The 14,023-nt window shown below is 48.7% G+C and carries 21 protein-coding genes; 13 read left to right on the top strand and 8 right to left on the bottom strand.

Annotated elements, in window-relative coordinates:
- Window positions 1-85: 85 nt before the first annotated feature.
- The 6 genes from NDA01_RS23450 to NDA01_RS23430 are packed head-to-tail and all read left to right on the top strand — an operon-like array spanning window position 86 to window position 2,398.
- On the top strand, window positions 86-274 hold the full coding sequence (locus NDA01_RS23450) for a ribbon-helix-helix domain-containing protein (protein WP_348229880.1): 189 nt from the start codon (window positions 86-88) through the stop codon (window positions 272-274).
- On the top strand, window positions 271-585 hold the full coding sequence (locus NDA01_RS23445; RefSeq protein ID WP_348229879.1) for a GIY-YIG nuclease family protein: 315 nt from the start codon (window positions 271-273) through the stop codon (window positions 583-585). Before NDA01_RS23450 ends, NDA01_RS23445 begins: the two co-directional genes overlap by 4 nt.
- A 5-nt stretch (window positions 586-590) precedes the next feature.
- Complete coding sequence (locus NDA01_RS31965; protein ID WP_431193506.1) at window positions 591-761, top strand: helix-turn-helix domain-containing protein; 171 nt, start codon at window positions 591-593, stop codon at window positions 759-761.
- A gap of 4 nt (window positions 762-765) precedes the next feature.
- A complete protein-coding gene (locus tag NDA01_RS23440; RefSeq protein WP_348229878.1) occupies window positions 766-1,053 on the top strand; it encodes a hypothetical protein in 288 nt (95 codons plus the stop codon).
- Window positions 1,053-1,349 (top strand): hypothetical protein, encoded by a 297-nt coding sequence (locus NDA01_RS23435; protein WP_348229877.1) that lies wholly within the window; start codon window positions 1,053-1,055, stop codon window positions 1,347-1,349. The genes NDA01_RS23440 and NDA01_RS23435 overlap by 1 nt, the downstream gene beginning before the upstream one ends.
- Window positions 1,346-2,398 carry a hypothetical protein gene (locus NDA01_RS23430; protein ID WP_348229876.1) on the top strand — a complete coding sequence of 351 codons (1,053 nt, stop codon included), beginning with the start codon at window positions 1,346-1,348 and terminating at the stop codon, window positions 2,396-2,398. The genes NDA01_RS23435 and NDA01_RS23430 overlap by 4 nt, the downstream gene beginning before the upstream one ends.
- Here the strand turns inward: NDA01_RS23430 and NDA01_RS31960 are convergent.
- The 4 genes from NDA01_RS31960 to NDA01_RS23415 all read right to left on the bottom strand — a co-directional run bounded on the left by NDA01_RS31960 (window position 2,319) and on the right by NDA01_RS23415 (window position 5,406).
- Window positions 2,319-3,038, bottom strand: a complete 720-nt coding sequence (locus NDA01_RS31960) for a Cap15 family cyclic dinucleotide receptor domain-containing protein (RefSeq protein ID WP_431193505.1) — start codon at window positions 3,036-3,038, stop codon at window positions 2,319-2,321. The two genes, NDA01_RS23430 and NDA01_RS31960, sit on opposite strands and share 80 nt — an antisense overlap.
- Window positions 3,035-3,922 carry a nucleotidyltransferase domain-containing protein gene (locus tag NDA01_RS23425; protein WP_348229875.1) on the bottom strand — a complete coding sequence of 296 codons (888 nt, stop codon included), beginning with the start codon at window positions 3,920-3,922 and terminating at the stop codon, window positions 3,035-3,037. Before NDA01_RS23425 ends, NDA01_RS31960 begins: the two co-directional genes overlap by 4 nt.
- A 201-nt stretch (window positions 3,923-4,123) precedes the next feature.
- Window positions 4,124-5,176, bottom strand: a complete 1,053-nt coding sequence (locus tag NDA01_RS23420) for a hypothetical protein (protein ID WP_348229874.1) — start codon at window positions 5,174-5,176, stop codon at window positions 4,124-4,126.
- A 35-nt stretch (window positions 5,177-5,211) separates the two neighbouring features.
- Entirely contained in the window at window positions 5,212-5,406 is a 195-nt protein-coding gene (locus tag NDA01_RS23415; protein ID WP_348229873.1) for a helix-turn-helix domain-containing protein, read from the bottom strand.
- Between the two features lie 185 nt (window positions 5,407-5,591).
- Between NDA01_RS23415 and NDA01_RS23410 the strand changes: the two genes are divergently transcribed.
- Together NDA01_RS23410 and NDA01_RS23405 are read left to right on the top strand one after the other, a co-directional pair.
- A complete protein-coding gene (locus NDA01_RS23410; RefSeq protein WP_348229872.1) occupies window positions 5,592-6,875 on the top strand; it encodes a DUF6602 domain-containing protein in 1,284 nt (427 codons plus the stop codon).
- Window positions 6,876-6,905: 30 nt separating this feature from the next.
- Entirely contained in the window at window positions 6,906-7,085 is a 180-nt protein-coding gene (locus tag NDA01_RS23405) for a hypothetical protein (protein WP_348229871.1), read from the top strand.
- A 51-nt stretch (window positions 7,086-7,136) separates the two neighbouring features.
- Here NDA01_RS23405 and NDA01_RS23400 read toward each other — a convergent pair whose 3' ends face one another.
- On the bottom strand, window positions 7,137-7,586 hold the full coding sequence (locus NDA01_RS23400; protein ID WP_348229870.1) for a GIY-YIG nuclease family protein: 450 nt from the start codon (window positions 7,584-7,586) through the stop codon (window positions 7,137-7,139).
- 364 nt (window positions 7,587-7,950) lie between these two features.
- Between NDA01_RS23400 and NDA01_RS23395 the strand changes: the two genes are divergently transcribed.
- From NDA01_RS23395 to NDA01_RS23375, 5 genes are all read left to right on the top strand, one after another.
- Complete coding sequence (locus NDA01_RS23395) at window positions 7,951-10,554, top strand: tetratricopeptide repeat protein (protein ID WP_348229869.1); 2,604 nt, start codon at window positions 7,951-7,953, stop codon at window positions 10,552-10,554.
- An 83-nt stretch (window positions 10,555-10,637) separates the two neighbouring features.
- Window positions 10,638-10,898, top strand: a complete 261-nt coding sequence (locus NDA01_RS23390) for a helix-turn-helix domain-containing protein (RefSeq protein WP_348229868.1) — start codon at window positions 10,638-10,640, stop codon at window positions 10,896-10,898.
- Between the two features lie 44 nt (window positions 10,899-10,942).
- Entirely contained in the window at window positions 10,943-11,389 is a 447-nt protein-coding gene (locus tag NDA01_RS23385) for a hypothetical protein (protein ID WP_348229867.1), read from the top strand.
- Window positions 11,390-11,397: 8 nt separating this feature from the next.
- Window positions 11,398-11,535 carry a hypothetical protein gene (locus NDA01_RS23380; protein ID WP_348229866.1) on the top strand — a complete coding sequence of 46 codons (138 nt, stop codon included), beginning with the start codon at window positions 11,398-11,400 and terminating at the stop codon, window positions 11,533-11,535.
- 546 nt (window positions 11,536-12,081) lie between these two features.
- Window positions 12,082-12,255 (top strand): hypothetical protein, encoded by a 174-nt coding sequence (locus NDA01_RS23375; RefSeq protein ID WP_348229865.1) that lies wholly within the window; start codon window positions 12,082-12,084, stop codon window positions 12,253-12,255.
- Window positions 12,256-12,283: 28 nt separating this feature from the next.
- Here NDA01_RS23375 and NDA01_RS23370 read toward each other — a convergent pair whose 3' ends face one another.
- The 3 genes from NDA01_RS23370 to NDA01_RS32215 all read right to left on the bottom strand — a co-directional run.
- On the bottom strand, window positions 12,284-12,865 hold the full coding sequence (locus tag NDA01_RS23370) for an SH3 domain-containing protein (protein ID WP_348229864.1): 582 nt from the start codon (window positions 12,863-12,865) through the stop codon (window positions 12,284-12,286).
- A gap of 399 nt (window positions 12,866-13,264) precedes the next feature.
- Window positions 13,265-13,840, bottom strand: a complete 576-nt coding sequence (locus NDA01_RS23365; protein WP_348229863.1) for a nuclear transport factor 2 family protein — start codon at window positions 13,838-13,840, stop codon at window positions 13,265-13,267.
- A 7-nt stretch (window positions 13,841-13,847) separates the two neighbouring features.
- Window positions 13,848-14,023, bottom strand: a 176-nt coding sequence (locus tag NDA01_RS32215) for a transposase (protein WP_348229903.1), incomplete at its 5' end; no start/stop codon positions are given.

Raw genomic sequence — 14,023 nt, 5'->3', positions numbered from 1 at the left:
AAGTAAAGTTAATTCGTGTAAATAGTAGCTTGACGGTAGCGCTACCTTGGACTAACTTTACTGTAGTAGAGTTCAAAGAGGCGCTATGTTAGTACAACCAGCTGCGACAGACGTGACGACAGACAAAAAGAGAGTTTCTCTCTACGTAGATGAAGAACTTAAAGCTGATTTGGAGCTTTTGGCAAAGGCCAGAAAGCGATCGCTCAGCAATCTGATTGAAGTGATTTGTCAAGAGGCAGTAGATGAAGCCAAGAAGAGAGGGGAACTTGCGTGACCTCTGGTGTCTACTGCATCACCAACTTGGTGACTGGTGCCCAGTATGTAGGTAGAGCCAAGCGAATAGAGGAGCGATATCGTCAGCATATTTTTGCCTTAACCTCAGGCAGCCATAACAATAAGCGACTTCTTGAAGACTGGAAGAACTACAAAGCTGAGACTTTCAGGTTTCAAATTCTGGAAGAATGCTGCGATCGCTATTTACTTTCATCATTAGAGTCAGCTTGGATTGCGAGGTTGCAGCCAGAATATAACGTCAATTCCGAGAACGTTAGAGCATCATCTTTTACCGCTTCAACGAGTTACTGAAACGGGTGGAGCTAACACCGGAAGAGGTTGCTCAACGCCTCAACAAAAGCCCACAAACGATTCGTAACTGGTTGTCAGGTCGGGCTATCCCAAGACTTGACCCTGATGAATATGTTCTTGTCTTCAACGTATTTGCTTGCACGCCCCTAGAATTCGCACAAGCATTTAGTTCTTAAAAAGTTGAAGGCGATCGCTCGGCCTGAGAAACTTCGCGATCGCTTCTGTACTCCACCTCCAACTGTTAACCAAGGTGAAGCCATGAATATCCTATCCGACTCCGTGTTAGTGGAGTCTAAATCCACGCGCGCGAGCCACTTAGTGCAACTCAATCACGACCGTGCCACTGAAATCTTAAGCAGAGTCAAGTCGCTCTGCTTTTCTGTCTGGCGAGGATCAGGGCTTGCAACTGGCAACATCCATCAAGCGGAATATCGCCGTCTCAGCGATGCGATCGGGGAGGCCGTCTAATGCCAAAGCTTCATCAGAAATCAGAAATCCGTATGCTCCCCCTCCCCGCAGAGTTGCCTGGGCCTCAGTATCAGTTTGGGCAGGTAGTGCAATGGTCTGGGCTCCAAGGCTGTGTGCACTGGGGCATCATCCGAGGCTTACAGTACTGGACTCCTCGCATGTCCGCTGAAATTGCTCACAGCCTGAAGGGGGTGGGTTGGTCCTACTTAGTTGAAGTGGACCCAGACAGTTGCAAGAGCGCTGGGATCGAAGATGTACAGGAGCAAGACCTAGAGCTGCGAGAGGTGCAACCATGATGAGCAGCACCTCTCCTAACCTGACTTACCTCAAGCTCTGCAAAGAGTACGTCCAGATCACCCAGCGCAACTACTGCGCCGCTAAAATCATTGCCATCATCGAAGGCTGGCAACAGTGGAAAGCCAAGCACAAGCTGGATGATTGGGTACGTCTCACTCTGGAGCAAATTCGAGAGCACCTGTTTGAGGAGTACAGCATTGAAACCATCCGCCAAGCCCTCGACAAACTGACCAACCAACTGTGCCTGCTCAAGCGGCGCAACAACCCTAAGGCGAAATACGATCGCGCCTACCAGTACCAACTCAATTGGGAAACCATTGAAAAAGCGATCGCCCAAAAACAGGCTAAAACCCTTGCTCCGTCTCATTTCACAAATCTAGGAGATGATGCCTTGGATTCTGGGAGTTCATCTCCTAGCTCAGGGGTCATCAACTCCAAAACGAATGGTGATCATATAGAAATAGATTCCACTCTAGAGACCTCAATAGACACCACAACAACGGAGCCACCCACCCTCCCTGTTGTTATGGATTTAGGGGAATTCTCCGAGCTAGTAAGCGCACCCCTTCCTGTTAAGTCTCAACCCGTTCTAAAAGCATCTGGGTCAGAAGTGGAACAGGTTGCAGAGGACGACTCTTCCGCCGCTGCTCACGAAGCAATTTTTGAAAAAATTGAACAAGCAGGATTTCCGCTTACCTCGCCTTTGAAGGCTGAAGTTCTAGCCGCTCCATTGAACGTGGTCACGGATGCCCTAGCTGCTGCCGTTGAGTATCGAGACAGGCATGAGGTAAGGAATCCGATCGGCTTGCTCAGGGATGCGATTAGTCAATGCTGGAAACTGGGAGCCAGTGAACACCCCAAAGCAGTTAAAGCAGCAGAACCAGGCTTCAAAGAATGGTTCGACTTAGCTCATAAGCTGAGGTTGGTGACTGCCAGTCAATTGATTGAAGGAGAGCAATACATCCTGACTAATGAGGAGGAGTGGGAGCCTTGGGATTTTCTAGCTGCGGCTTTTCCTGTGGCACGATTGAGGCAGATGCTGGCTTAAGGACAGGTTGATTGCTCTGCCTAGAATTAAAAAGAGTCTCTGCCTGAAGAAAATCGTCAGCAAATTGCATGACTCGCTGAGTAAAATCTAGCTCACCCTTACTATCACGGTTAGTCCAGTATCTACCTTGCAGCCGAACAGTAGGCTTTCCAGTAATATCAAGCGAGGTGGAACCATGATGCATTCTACTGTGATTCTCAAAACGACTATCAGGTCGATTCAAATACATATAGTCGAGTGATCCACTGACTCCATCATCGGAAATTACAGCGAGAGACGACTTAGACCTGGATTCATTCGTCAGCATAACAACTGAAACAGTAGTTGCAGATTGACGAATCACTAAGTAAGCAACCTTGACTGACGGAGACGATCCCGTTGTGGGATCGATCCAAAATGATTCTAAAGTCCCCTTCCATGTACCCCGCAGATCGCGTGGAACTTTTGGGAGCTTCTGGACAAAGGGCAGATGCCAAGCCCAGTGATCCCAGATAGTAAGAGCAGTAACCGATACAAAGACAGCGGCGGAGAAAAAACGGAGCCACTGTAGGTCTAGGGTTCCGCCAGTAAACCATATTCCAGCGGCGAAGACGGTAACGACTATCGCTGCAATAACTTGAACAAGGATGCCTCGATTCATGAAGCGTAGCCTAGATAATTCAAAGCTGTGTGGGCGAATTCTCTTCCATCACTTCGTTTCCACTTCTGTTCATTATGGAAAAGATAAAAGCATTCATTTACCTCACGCCATCGATCGTTACCACTGGCTGATTCTTCGCCTTGAAGGTTCTGCCAAATGTGTATTAGTACATCTTGCACTACCTCTGTCCAAGTTTTGTGAGCAAAGACCTTATCTGGACAGTTATAAACTAAACATTCGATGAAATAAGATGGCAATTCTTGGTAAACCTCTTGACCAACCATTGCGTTTTCAACCCGCTTGAGTATGCGAACTGCTTTTTTATAAGCATTGTTAGTACGCTTGTTTTTATCCTTGCCGTTTTGTAGCTGTTGAGCAGGGTAGTTAACTATTTTTTTATCACCTTTGGTGAATATCTTCGTTCCCTGTATATAGCTGTTCGAAGATAAATAATAACGATAGGTGAAGCAGGGCACTACGTCTGCATCCACCCTGGCTGAACTAGAGTTGATTTGGATAGCAGTTGAACCAGATGTATCAACTTGTCCTGGAAATTTCTTTTCCAGAGCAGCTACAAGCTCAGATCTCAACTTTTTCGGTGTCCATATGCCTTGATATGGGCTACTAGGCTCATACGTTCCTTGCTCAGCCTCCCCCCAATAAATTGCTTCTGTACACTCTACAGCTATATCAACATCACTATCAGCCCGAACATTAGTGTTATTAGCGTAGGAGCCTTTTGCATATACGCTTAGCAGACAATTTTCAAAAGGCTCGTGTGCGTTGATTGCATCGCGGATCATTCGCTCTGTACGCTCTTGCTTATCTTGTTCACTGTCGCTTGATGGTTTAGTCCAGCTAATAAAGGTATCTTCAAGATTCATTTTGATGAGTTTGTACTTAGACAGGAGTCTGTATATTTGTGCGATCGCTACAAGTCCCAAATTGGGACAACTGACTAACGAAGATGAGTGTGAGGCTTGGAGTTGTTGGCGGCTACTGAGCGACCGCGCGATTGAGGCAAATGCTCGCTCAATAATTATGTCTGTTCGGCTCCAATGAAAAGATAGGTACTGGGCATACAGTTACCTATCCATCGTCTCGTCTTCTTTAAGTGCAAGCATTTCTCCGAGTAAAAAGTAAGTTTGCATGATGCATAATCTCACTTCAAACTCTGTTACCTCAGCATGAACACCCTTGCATGCAAGATCATGAGCAAGGTCTAATCGACGATCTAGGTCTTCGAAAGCACTGAATACAAGGTTCTTCGACGTTTTTGATTGTATGCGCGCAGCCGCAAACTCACGTAGCCGATTGAGATACTGATCTTCACCAAGCTGTCGATCTATGCCGTCAGAGCACTGCACAGGTTCATTCATGGGTGGATAGAGGAAGTCGGCAATAGTTTTAATCAGACGCCGCAAGGAAGTTAGTGCATGTGTGCGCGCTTCCAATCCTCCCTCCTCAAGTCGGCAAAGAGCCATCTTAAGTTGTTCAAGTCCATTGGGCGCGTTAGCTGCAAGCCAATCCTGCACTTTCTTGCTTGGCCCAACAAAAAGGCTTTCTGCTTCGGCAGCAAGCCAAAGTTTAGCTTCACTCGTGATGAGGAAGTCAATCACTTTTCTTCTGATACGTTCAAGAACCTGTCTTCTGAAAAGAATTGAAAGTTTGTATTTTTCGGAAGATTCTAAGTTCATCATGTGCCACTTCCGCTCCTCTTGCGGAGGCAGATTCGCTGGGGTACGACTAGGTATTGTGTCAGCCATTTCCTCAAAAAATTGGATTGAATCTTCAATCTCAGCAACACTCATTCCTAAGCTCTGCCCCTTTTCGATCCCTAGCCGTTCAGAATCACAATCGCTGAGTTCGCGCGATGAAATAAATTTCTGGATGCATTGCTTCCATCGAATGTGAGCCTCCTGCTCACCGAATCTTTCGACAAGCATCATTCTAAATCGCTTGCGCTCCTCTTCTGTTAGCGCATCACGCTCTGATATGAGCCAGATTTTGGCTTCCAAATCGTCAACATGCTCTGCAACCCTAGCTGCAACCTCGATCAAACGTCGAAGCGATACGTCAGAAACCAGCGATAGCTCAAGTGCTTTTTCGATAAGTTTTAAGAGTTCAATGCGGTTCATTTTAGTTGTGTTTAACGGCTTGCAGCGGACGAATGCTATCTCTGTTTTTTGAGCATCCCTTCAATCAGCTGCAAAGCCATCGGTGATGGTTGAGTGCGGTTATTCTCCCAACGGTTCACTGTCTGGAAAGACACCCCCAGCTTGGCTGCAAACTTTTCCTGGGACAGCTTCAGTTGCTGCCTCAATTCCCGGATGGTCTGACCAATTTGGGGTTGTTCGCTGGTGAGCATGAGACTGGACTTTGGCAATGAAACCGAGAGTGTAAGCTACGGAGCGGGTAATATAACTTCTGTTATAGCTTGTGTTTCTTTGAGTCAGCAGAAGACACGCGATCGTTATCCTAGTCCTCACTCTCACAGATAAGTGCGACAACTAATTACGAGTATTGCTAGACGCCTCAAAACTCAAAAAACCAATGTATAGACGTGAAGTGACTCTAGAGCAGATGCGGGAGGCTGCCGCTCAACAAACTCGCGAACTACGTGAAATGGCTCAGAGCCTTTCATTCTGGATGGATGGCGTCCACCATCCATCCGAAGGACAAAATTTAGAGTATGTGGTTCGTTCCTACCTTCGAAGACGAATCCCTCAACGCTTCGAGGTCTCTACTGGGTTTGTCTCAACCCTCGAAGCCAATACAAACACTAACGGTGAACGAAAAATCACCCGAAACGTATCGCGACAGTTTGACATTCTTATTTGGGATGCAGAGACCTTTCCCCCTCTGTTTCGGGCCGATGAGTTTGTGATTGTAACCCCAGAATCTATAAGAGTAATAATTGAGGTAACTAGGCACTTAACCCCAAATAAATTACGTCAAGACTTAGAAAAGTTTGATGGCCTACATAACCTGTATTCCATGGAGCGGCAAAGATTTCGGCCATACACGGCGATCGTTGCTTTTTCTGGATGTAAAACAAAAAATTTACTACAAACTCTAGAGCAGTTTTACCTCTTCGATTCAAGCTTACCTGTCTCATTTCGATATAGTGTTCTTCGCGCTAAAGGACTTGATACTCGTAAAGTGCCGATACCTGACTTCATGCAATCGATCTGCGTTTTAGATCAAGGGCTAATCAGAGCTGAGGTAGAGAACATGCTAATAGCTCCGATGAAAAGGGTTGTAAGGTACATGGCCTATGCAAATGAACCTAACCTAGAAACCTCGTTCGGCTTTTTTGAAAGGGATGTGGTGTTAACACTTTCTCAATCTGCTGCTGAAGCGTCTGGACAATGGGAGCCGTCTGTCGATATTTACCGGGAGTTCACGCATGGCTCTATACAGAAAGCCTGTGGTTCACTGGTTGTTGAAGACTGGGAATCAATTTTCCCAAGTCTCAATGTGATGGATCAGGGAAGACAGCGCAAACCTGAGTCTCCTAGTCATGTGCCGAACGTCTCTAAGTTTGTTGGTGCAGACTTCCTCAGTGATCATCCACGACCGGCAATGTATATCGAGCGCTTTGGTTCTAAAAGGGTTTGGGCCTTTGAGCGCCATGAGGGAGGCATTTTCGCGCGTGGTCTGTACTCTCAGGGTTGCCGGGTAGGATTATGGCGTTTATTTGCTTTCGACAAAGACAGGCATCAGAGCTTTGCTGACACTTTAGAAAGGGCTGAAGAGAGTTTTCAGGAAAAGCTTCAGGAAAAGCTTCGGAAGTTTGAAACTATTAAATGGGAAGATACTCCATCTTCTTTATAAGCATCGAAGCTAGTAGGCTTTGGTGGCACTATGACGATCCCCTTCCGTCTCTTCTTGTCTCTTCCCTACACCAAACCCGATCGCCCTACCTTACGGAGCACTCAGTCCAAAATTAGAAATTTTCTGATTTTCAAAGCTTGGTCTAGGTTCTACGTTACGAGAGCGATCTGTCCCCAAATTAAGCTCTCTGTTCGAGATACAGAGTGGTGAATGCATTGTTAGTCTACTGAGCTTCTACAAACTGGCTTAAATCCAATTACTCTACCCCTCTATACGAAGCAGTAATAAACCTGTACCGCACGCTATTATTTCTGTTCGAGCTGGAACAGGCGTCCCGCTCAAAGGCAGTAGTAAGCCTGTGCCGCACGCTATTATTTTTGGTTGAGTTGGAACAGGTGTCCCGTTTAAGGATGGCCGATAATGCTGGATCGCCTGTTTCTCCAGCCTAGCCAAAACTTTACCTAGGTCTATAGCTCTTTTCGGTACTGGATCGGGTAAAACCCTGTAGCGAATTTCAGCGCCTTGCATTTCTCTAAACTGCCCTTGGCGATGATGAGCTACATGTCGTCTTCTCAAGTTACGTGCCAGACCCACATACATGACTGGCTCGTCGGGATGACCGACATAGTAAATCCCAGGCTCAGATGGCAAATCACTACGTTGCCTGTAGGGCAAAATCGGCATTTTTCTATAATCAAGATTCAACTTCATGCTGCTTTGCCGCTCAGGCACGACTCTATCAAGGTTGCCCGTGAAATAAGGCCATTTAACTTTTCCTCAATTGGGGAACGTAACCTCGTCACTGAACTGCTGCTCATCCCTGCTCGTTGTCCAAAGTTTAGACATCTGCTTTTAAGGTCTCTGTTGAGACCAGGGGTGGCAGTCACGGGAGCAACCATTAGTGGCTTTGTAGCGGGTATGAGTTGTCATAGCAGGCTATATAGAGTGAGTTATAACAGGAAGAAGTATTTTCTCTGTGCAAGCTGAGTATGCCTGAGCCACTGAATAGCTTGATTCCAGATGCGATCGCTCCTTCCCTACTGGCCCAGACTCCATCAGAGCAGACACACGCTCTATGACAATCTCTCCCAATGCCCGAGAGCAAGTTCAGGCGATTCTAAATGCCTTACCTGAAACTGAGTTGCAACAGTGGTTAGCGTCATTGCAAGGAGCGGGTTCGACTCAAATTAACTTGGGCAATGCGAAGGGATATCAAGTTAAGGTCGAAGGCGGAACCGCTTACATCGGGGAATGGCACATTGAGGCGGACGTGTTGAAAACAGTGTTGAGTCAGCTATTGAGCGATCGCCGGGCTGCTGAAGTAACAGGCATTCCCCAGAATATTCCTCACAGGGGTGCGGTCAAGTTTGTGGGGCGAGAAGATGATTTAAAGCGGTTGCACATCCAGTTGCAGCAGAATGAGCGTCTTGCCATTACTGCGGTGCAGGGAATGGGAGGGATTGGTAAAACTGAGCTGGCTTTGCAGTATGCCTTATTCCATTACCAGCAGCAGACCTACCCCGGTGGAGTGTGCTGGCTCCAGGCCAGAGAGCTGGATCTCGGTTCCCAGATTACCCGCTTTGCTCTGGCACAATTGGGACTAGCGATTCCTGATGGTTTAGAGTTGGCTGATCAAGTGGCTTTCTGCTGGCGGCGCTGGCCAGCAGGGGATGCACTGGTGGTACTCGATAATGTGACCGATTATCAGGCGATCGGTCCTTACCTGCCTCCAGTTGAACCCCGCTTCAAAGTGTTGATGACCACTCGCTTGCAGTTGGGAGCTTCGGTCAAGCAGGTGGCACTCGAGGTGCTCGAGGAAGCCCCTGCCTTAGAATTGCTCAAATCTCTGGCTGGAACCGAACGAATTGAGCAGCAATCAGATGCAGCCAAAGCTCTGTGTCGCTGGCTAGGTTACTTGCCCTTAGGGTTGGAACTTGTCGGTCGGTATTTAGCTCGAAAACCAGATTTGACAATCAGCCAGATGCAGCAGCGTTTGCAAGCAAAACAGCTAGAAGCCAGGGCTTTGTCTCAGGTAGAAGATGGGATGACGGCTGCTTTAGGGGTTGTGGCTGCCTTTGAGTTGAGCTGGAAAGAGTTGAGTGAACCCGCTCAAGAGTTAGGCTACCTGCTGAGTCTCTTTGCTCCTGAGCCGATTCCCTGGTCTTTAGTAGAGCAGTGTTATGCAGAGCAGGAGACAGAGGAATTAGAAGAGACGCGAGACCAGGGGTTAATAACGCTGAGTCTGCTCCAACGGCAGGGGCAGGGCCGCTATCAGCTCCATCAACTGATTCGCGAGTTTTTCCAAGCCAAGTTCGCGCAATCCTACCAGGCGGATGGACTGAAGCAGCGGTTCTGTCAGGTCATGGTTGAGGTGGCTCAGCAGATTCCTAATACCCTTACCCAAGCGAAAGTTGCTGAGGTCACCCCTGCCATGCCCCATGTGGCAGAAGCAGCTCTTGCGTTGACAGAGTATTTCAGCGATGAAGAATTGATTTTGCTCTATATCGGACTGGGACAGTTTTACGAAGGGCAGGGAGCCTATGGCCTAGCGTTGCCTTGGCGTGAGCAGTGCTTGTCTACAATGCAAACCCGCCTAGGAACGGAGCATCTCGCTGTAGCCATCAGTCTCAATAATCTGGCAGGACTCTACGAGTCTCAGGGGCGCTATGAGGAAGCAGAACCCCTCTATAAACAGGACCTAGAGCTGAGGCAGCGGCTGTTGGGAGCGGAGCATCTCGCTGTAGCCGTCAGTCTCAATAATCTGGCAGGACTCTACAAGTCTCAGGGGCGCTATGAGGCGGCTGAGCCCCTGTTGCAACAAGCCCTAGAACTGAGACAGCGACTGCTGGGAGCGGAGTATCCCCTTGTTGCTGCCAGTCTCAATAACCTAGCAGCACTTTACGAGTTTCAGGGGCGCTATGAGGCGGCTGAGTCCCTTTATCAACAAGCCCTAGAACTGAATCAACGGCTGCTGGGAGCGGAGCATCCCACTGTAGCCATCAGTCTCAATAACCTGGCATTGCTCTACCGGGATCAGGGGCGCTATGAGGCGGCTGAGCCCCTGTTGCAACAAGCCCTAGAACTGAATCAACGGCTGCTAGGAGCGGAGCATCCCCTTGTTGCTACCAGTCTTAATAACCTGGCATTGCTCTACCGGGATCAGGGGCGCTATGAGGCGGCTGAGCCTCTGTTGCAACAGGCCCTAGAACTGAGGCAACGGCTGTTGGGAGCGGAGCATCCCGATGTGGCTCAAAGTCTCAATAACCTAGCAGCACTCTACGAGTCTCAGGGGCGCTATGAGGCGGCTGAGCCCCTCTATCAACAGGCTCTAGAACTGAGGCAACGGCTGTTGGGAGCGGAGCATCCCGATGTGGCTCAAAGTCTCAATAATCTGGCAGGACTCTGCTGTGCTCAGGGGCGCTATGAGGCGGCTGAGTCCCTCTATCAACAGGGCATAGAACTGAATCAACGGCTGCTGGGAGCGGAGCATCCCGATGTGGCTCACAGTTTTCATAATCTGGCAGGACTCTACTATGCTCAGGGGCGCTATGAGGCTGCGAAGCCCCTTTTGCAGCAGGCTATAGACATTGCCGATCACTGCTTAGGAGCCGACCACCCAGATACTGTTTTCTTCCGCAACAACCTGAAAGTTCTGCGCGCTCGCCTCTCCCAACGGTGACCCAGACTACTACACCTGCTATATCAAGCCTTAAGCCATGCCCTACCCTAGAAGCAGTTCTTTAACCATCAGGACTCAAAGCAATGACCTCTAGCCAACAAACCCAAATCGGTGAACTGATTCGTTCTCTGCGTCAGGAATTGGAACTGACCCAGGAAAAGTTTACGGCCAAAGTGGGCGTCACCTTCCCTACTGTCAACCGCTGGGAAACCAACCGTGCCTACCCTTCCCCACTGGCCCTTGAAAAACTGGAGACGATCGCGCACCAATTGGGCGATCGCGGCCAACAATTGCTATCTACTTACCGCTCCACAAAGGTGTCAAACCGTACCTCCGCTTTATAAAGCAGGCTATAACAGAAGCAATAATTCTCTTTGAAGAACTAGTTATGGCAGACGCATTCACACTCACGGCTGGAGCGATCGTCACCCTGGCTGTGCAGAAAGCGATCGAATCAGGAGCAGGGGAACTGGCCAAGAAGTTTACTGAAAAAGCGATCGCCAAAATGGATGACCTCCGCAAAGCCATTTGGACAAGGCTACGGGGTAAGTCCGAAAAGCTCGATGAAGCGCTAGCCAAAGCTGAACAGGGCGATCGCACGGCTATTGACACAGTTGCTAAATACCTGGATGTGGCAATGGAAGACTATCCTGACTTTGCTACTGAAGTGCAGGCGATCGCACAAGAGATTCATGCTGGCAAGTTGGTGGATAACAGCAGCATGACTCAGAACAATTACGACAACGCCCGAGGCTGGCAAACCAAAGTGGAAGGCGGGACTGCTTACATCGGTGAGATTCATCAATACGGCCATGACAAACCTGCTAATCCTTAGTCTGAGCCGTGACCATGCCAGAGGCGATCGCTCAACTGTGCCAGATTATTGCTCAAAAATTGCAGACCCAGCCGGAGATATCCCAAGCTGAGCTGATGCAACATGTGGAAGCGGCGATCGCAGTTGTTCTCCTCCCGTGGTCATAAAGACGAAGCGTTCTGGAATGAATGAGCTAAGCATATTCCGTGACTTGAGCAATAGAGGGCATTCGGCAATGAAGCGATCGCTAGCCGACGCAGTGAGCTTCGATTTGAGAGATTAATTAGTTTGAATTTTAAGCGCTTAAAGCCGCTTCTACAAAAGCATAGAGCTGCCTTAATCTTGAGCCCATATCCTCTGAATATGAACTGTACCTGAAGCAGCGATCGCCTCCTCCCCCACCGGAACTTTTGAATTGGCCCCTTTTGACCCAAATCCCGCCTGCACGGACTCAAGGGGCCTAAAACCCCAATTCAAACCAATTCAAACCAATTCAAAAGTTCGATCGCCTGCTCTGCCAACCATCCCAGCACCTAGCTCACCCACAAAAACCACCCCAACTAGCATCAACAACGGTGCTTGAAGGGGTCTTCATAGGGACAGATGGGCACCTTAGAGGTAAGGCGATCGCACTACTAAGGGGACTTAATCAGTGGCGCGATCGCCCCATTTAGCATCTAACTCAAATTCCGAAAATTTCTGAATATTAAAGCTTGTCAGTTTTGTGTCACCAGCGCGATCGCCTGGGGCTGATGGGGGTTAGCACTCATACTTTCAGGCGAACTGCTTTGACCCAGATGAGTAGTTTGGAGGTGTCGGCGCTGCAACTGGATGGGGCGATCGCGGCGCTAATTTCTAAATTCAGATCTTTCAGTGCCGTCAAGTAACCCTGTTTAGTTCATCTGAAGCGATCGCTTAGGTAGCATTACAAAGCAAGTATGAGTTGGTAACATATCCCTCTAACCCTCCAGGAGCTATAACATAGTAAAACTCTGAGGTATTAGGAGCCAATCCTTGGACGCTGACTTCGGTGCCATCTTTCAACACGCCCGCAATCAACGTTTCATTGCCTCCCCAAACTGTGGCTTCTTTGCGAAGGTTGACATAGCCTCCTGGTTCCAAGGTTTTGATGCGCATTTTGCCAGCGAAACGTGCACTCGAAGCAATGGTCACTAAAGAACGGAAGTCGAAGTTATCAACCACGACAGGTGCCTTTTCTCCAGCTACCAACAGACTGGCTCCACGTCGTCCCTCACCCAAAAACTTGATCAACGTACCGTTAGCCAGTGACCGCAAGGTGCCATCTGGGCGGCGAGCTACCAAGCCTAACCCATCAGAAGTTTTGACTTGATAAAAGCTCGATCGTTGGCAAGCATTTTCAGGAATTGGTTTTAGGCCTGAAGGCATAGCGTGAGATAGATTCGCAGCGCTTATGGCTCCAACTACTGTAGCCAAACTTAACCCCGCGATCGCCCAGCGTTGTGACAGAAATTCCATAGTGTTTCTCTCAGAAGCAATGAAACAGTAAACATCAGGCTCAAACGTTTCTCTCCAGCAACTTCACAACAGGCCCCTTAGGATTTCGGATGTGACTGATGGTTGCTTCCTAAAAGCGTTAACCCACCCCCTCGCATGCACAATCAAGGCCCAATTGAAGCGAAGCTGTCACCGGATGCAATTAGCCCTAATTCAGAGTCTGAAACAACGCAAACTCGTTATTTGGTTGAGGCTCGCGTGGAGGATGATAGAACTTTTTGCTACAAAACAACTACGCTCAATCCCTTGTTCTATGAGAATTTCAGCTTAATTGCACTTCTTGATAGCCTCGCTTCAAACACCCCAATGAGCAAGTCATACGTTACGGCACCCGGTTCAAGCGCCAACAACATCACTGAATTACCACGGCTCAAAGCAGTCGTAGTTGCGTTGGGCACTGATCTTGCCGTCACGAAATTCCAGAAACACGGCAAAGCGGGCACGCATCGTGTCACCTGCGGCAAGCGTGCCGACGGCGTGGGCAAGTGTTCCACTCCATTGCACTTCCAGCACGACAAGGTTGCTGGCTTCAACAATGTTTATTATATCGTAGGATTGGCGTGCCATGATTTGCTTGCCGCGCTCGTTCCCCTCAAGCAAAGCGTTAAGATCGCGCGTAGCTCCGTTTGGGACGAGCCGATTAGGAAACTCCTCTTGCACCACATCATCCGTGAAAAACGTGGAGAGTTCGTCACGTCCGACGCCTCGCTCCAATGCGCTCAAATACTGGCGTGCAACGGTGAGATGTGTATTCATGCTGCTCTCGTCACTGGGCTCAGCTGTAAACAAACTCATCAATCGTGCGAAGAACTGAAACGTTGATTTAAGAACAAGCTTATTGACAGTTGTGGAGCGCTGCAAGCTGCGTTTTGATTCAGATGCATTAACTGTAAAACGAAGAACCCGATACTGTTGGCGAAATTCGATGGGGATCACACCTGCCTTAATTTGGAGCTAGAGCCGCAAAACGGGAAATCCGAGTTTTTGCTCTCGGCACTCTTGTCAGCCAGTTGACTAAGCGATCGAGATTCATCGCTGCGGCAATGGCAATATTCTGCAAATGCGTCTTTGACAGACCTCGATAGCGACTTTGCCTTAAGCCAAACGCTCGCACTCCTT

This window comes from Trichocoleus desertorum AS-A10 (assembly GCF_039962155.1).
In the GTDB taxonomy this organism is placed as follows: domain Bacteria; phylum Cyanobacteriota; class Cyanobacteriia; order FACHB-46; family FACHB-46; genus Trichocoleus.
The sequence above is the reverse complement of the archived record's forward strand: the minus strand, read 5'-3'. Positions and strand labels throughout refer to the sequence as shown.

Coding starts and splice junctions, on each gene's coding strand:
- NDA01_RS23390 (WP_348229868.1), top strand. CDS start 10,638: ATGACCTCTAGCCAACAAACCCAAATCGGTGAACTGATTCGTTCTCTG.
- NDA01_RS23395 (WP_348229869.1), top strand. CDS start 7,951: ATGACAATCTCTCCCAATGCCCGAGAGCAAGTTCAGGCGATTCTAAAT.
- NDA01_RS23415 (WP_348229873.1), bottom strand. CDS start 5,406: ATGCTCACCAGCGAACAACCCCAAATTGGTCAGACCATCCGGGAATTG.
- NDA01_RS23385 (WP_348229867.1), top strand. CDS start 10,943: ATGGCAGACGCATTCACACTCACGGCTGGAGCGATCGTCACCCTGGCT.
- NDA01_RS23370 (WP_348229864.1), bottom strand. CDS start 12,865: ATGGAATTTCTGTCACAACGCTGGGCGATCGCGGGGTTAAGTTTGGCT.
- NDA01_RS23450 (WP_348229880.1), top strand. CDS start 86: ATGTTAGTACAACCAGCTGCGACAGACGTGACGACAGACAAAAAGAGA.
- NDA01_RS23405 (WP_348229871.1), top strand. CDS start 6,906: ATGACGATCCCCTTCCGTCTCTTCTTGTCTCTTCCCTACACCAAACCC.
- NDA01_RS31960 (WP_431193505.1), bottom strand. CDS start 3,038: ATGAATCGAGGCATCCTTGTTCAAGTTATTGCAGCGATAGTCGTTACC.
- NDA01_RS23435 (WP_348229877.1), top strand. CDS start 1,053: ATGCCAAAGCTTCATCAGAAATCAGAAATCCGTATGCTCCCCCTCCCC.
- NDA01_RS23420 (WP_348229874.1), bottom strand. CDS start 5,176: ATGAACCGCATTGAACTCTTAAAACTTATCGAAAAAGCACTTGAGCTA.
- NDA01_RS23425 (WP_348229875.1), bottom strand. CDS start 3,922: ATGAATCTTGAAGATACCTTTATTAGCTGGACTAAACCATCAAGCGAC.
- NDA01_RS23410 (WP_348229872.1), top strand. CDS start 5,592: ATGTATAGACGTGAAGTGACTCTAGAGCAGATGCGGGAGGCTGCCGCT.
- NDA01_RS23430 (WP_348229876.1), top strand. CDS start 1,346: ATGATGAGCAGCACCTCTCCTAACCTGACTTACCTCAAGCTCTGCAAA.
- NDA01_RS23400 (WP_348229870.1), bottom strand. CDS start 7,586: ATGAAGTTGAATCTTGATTATAGAAAAATGCCGATTTTGCCCTACAGG.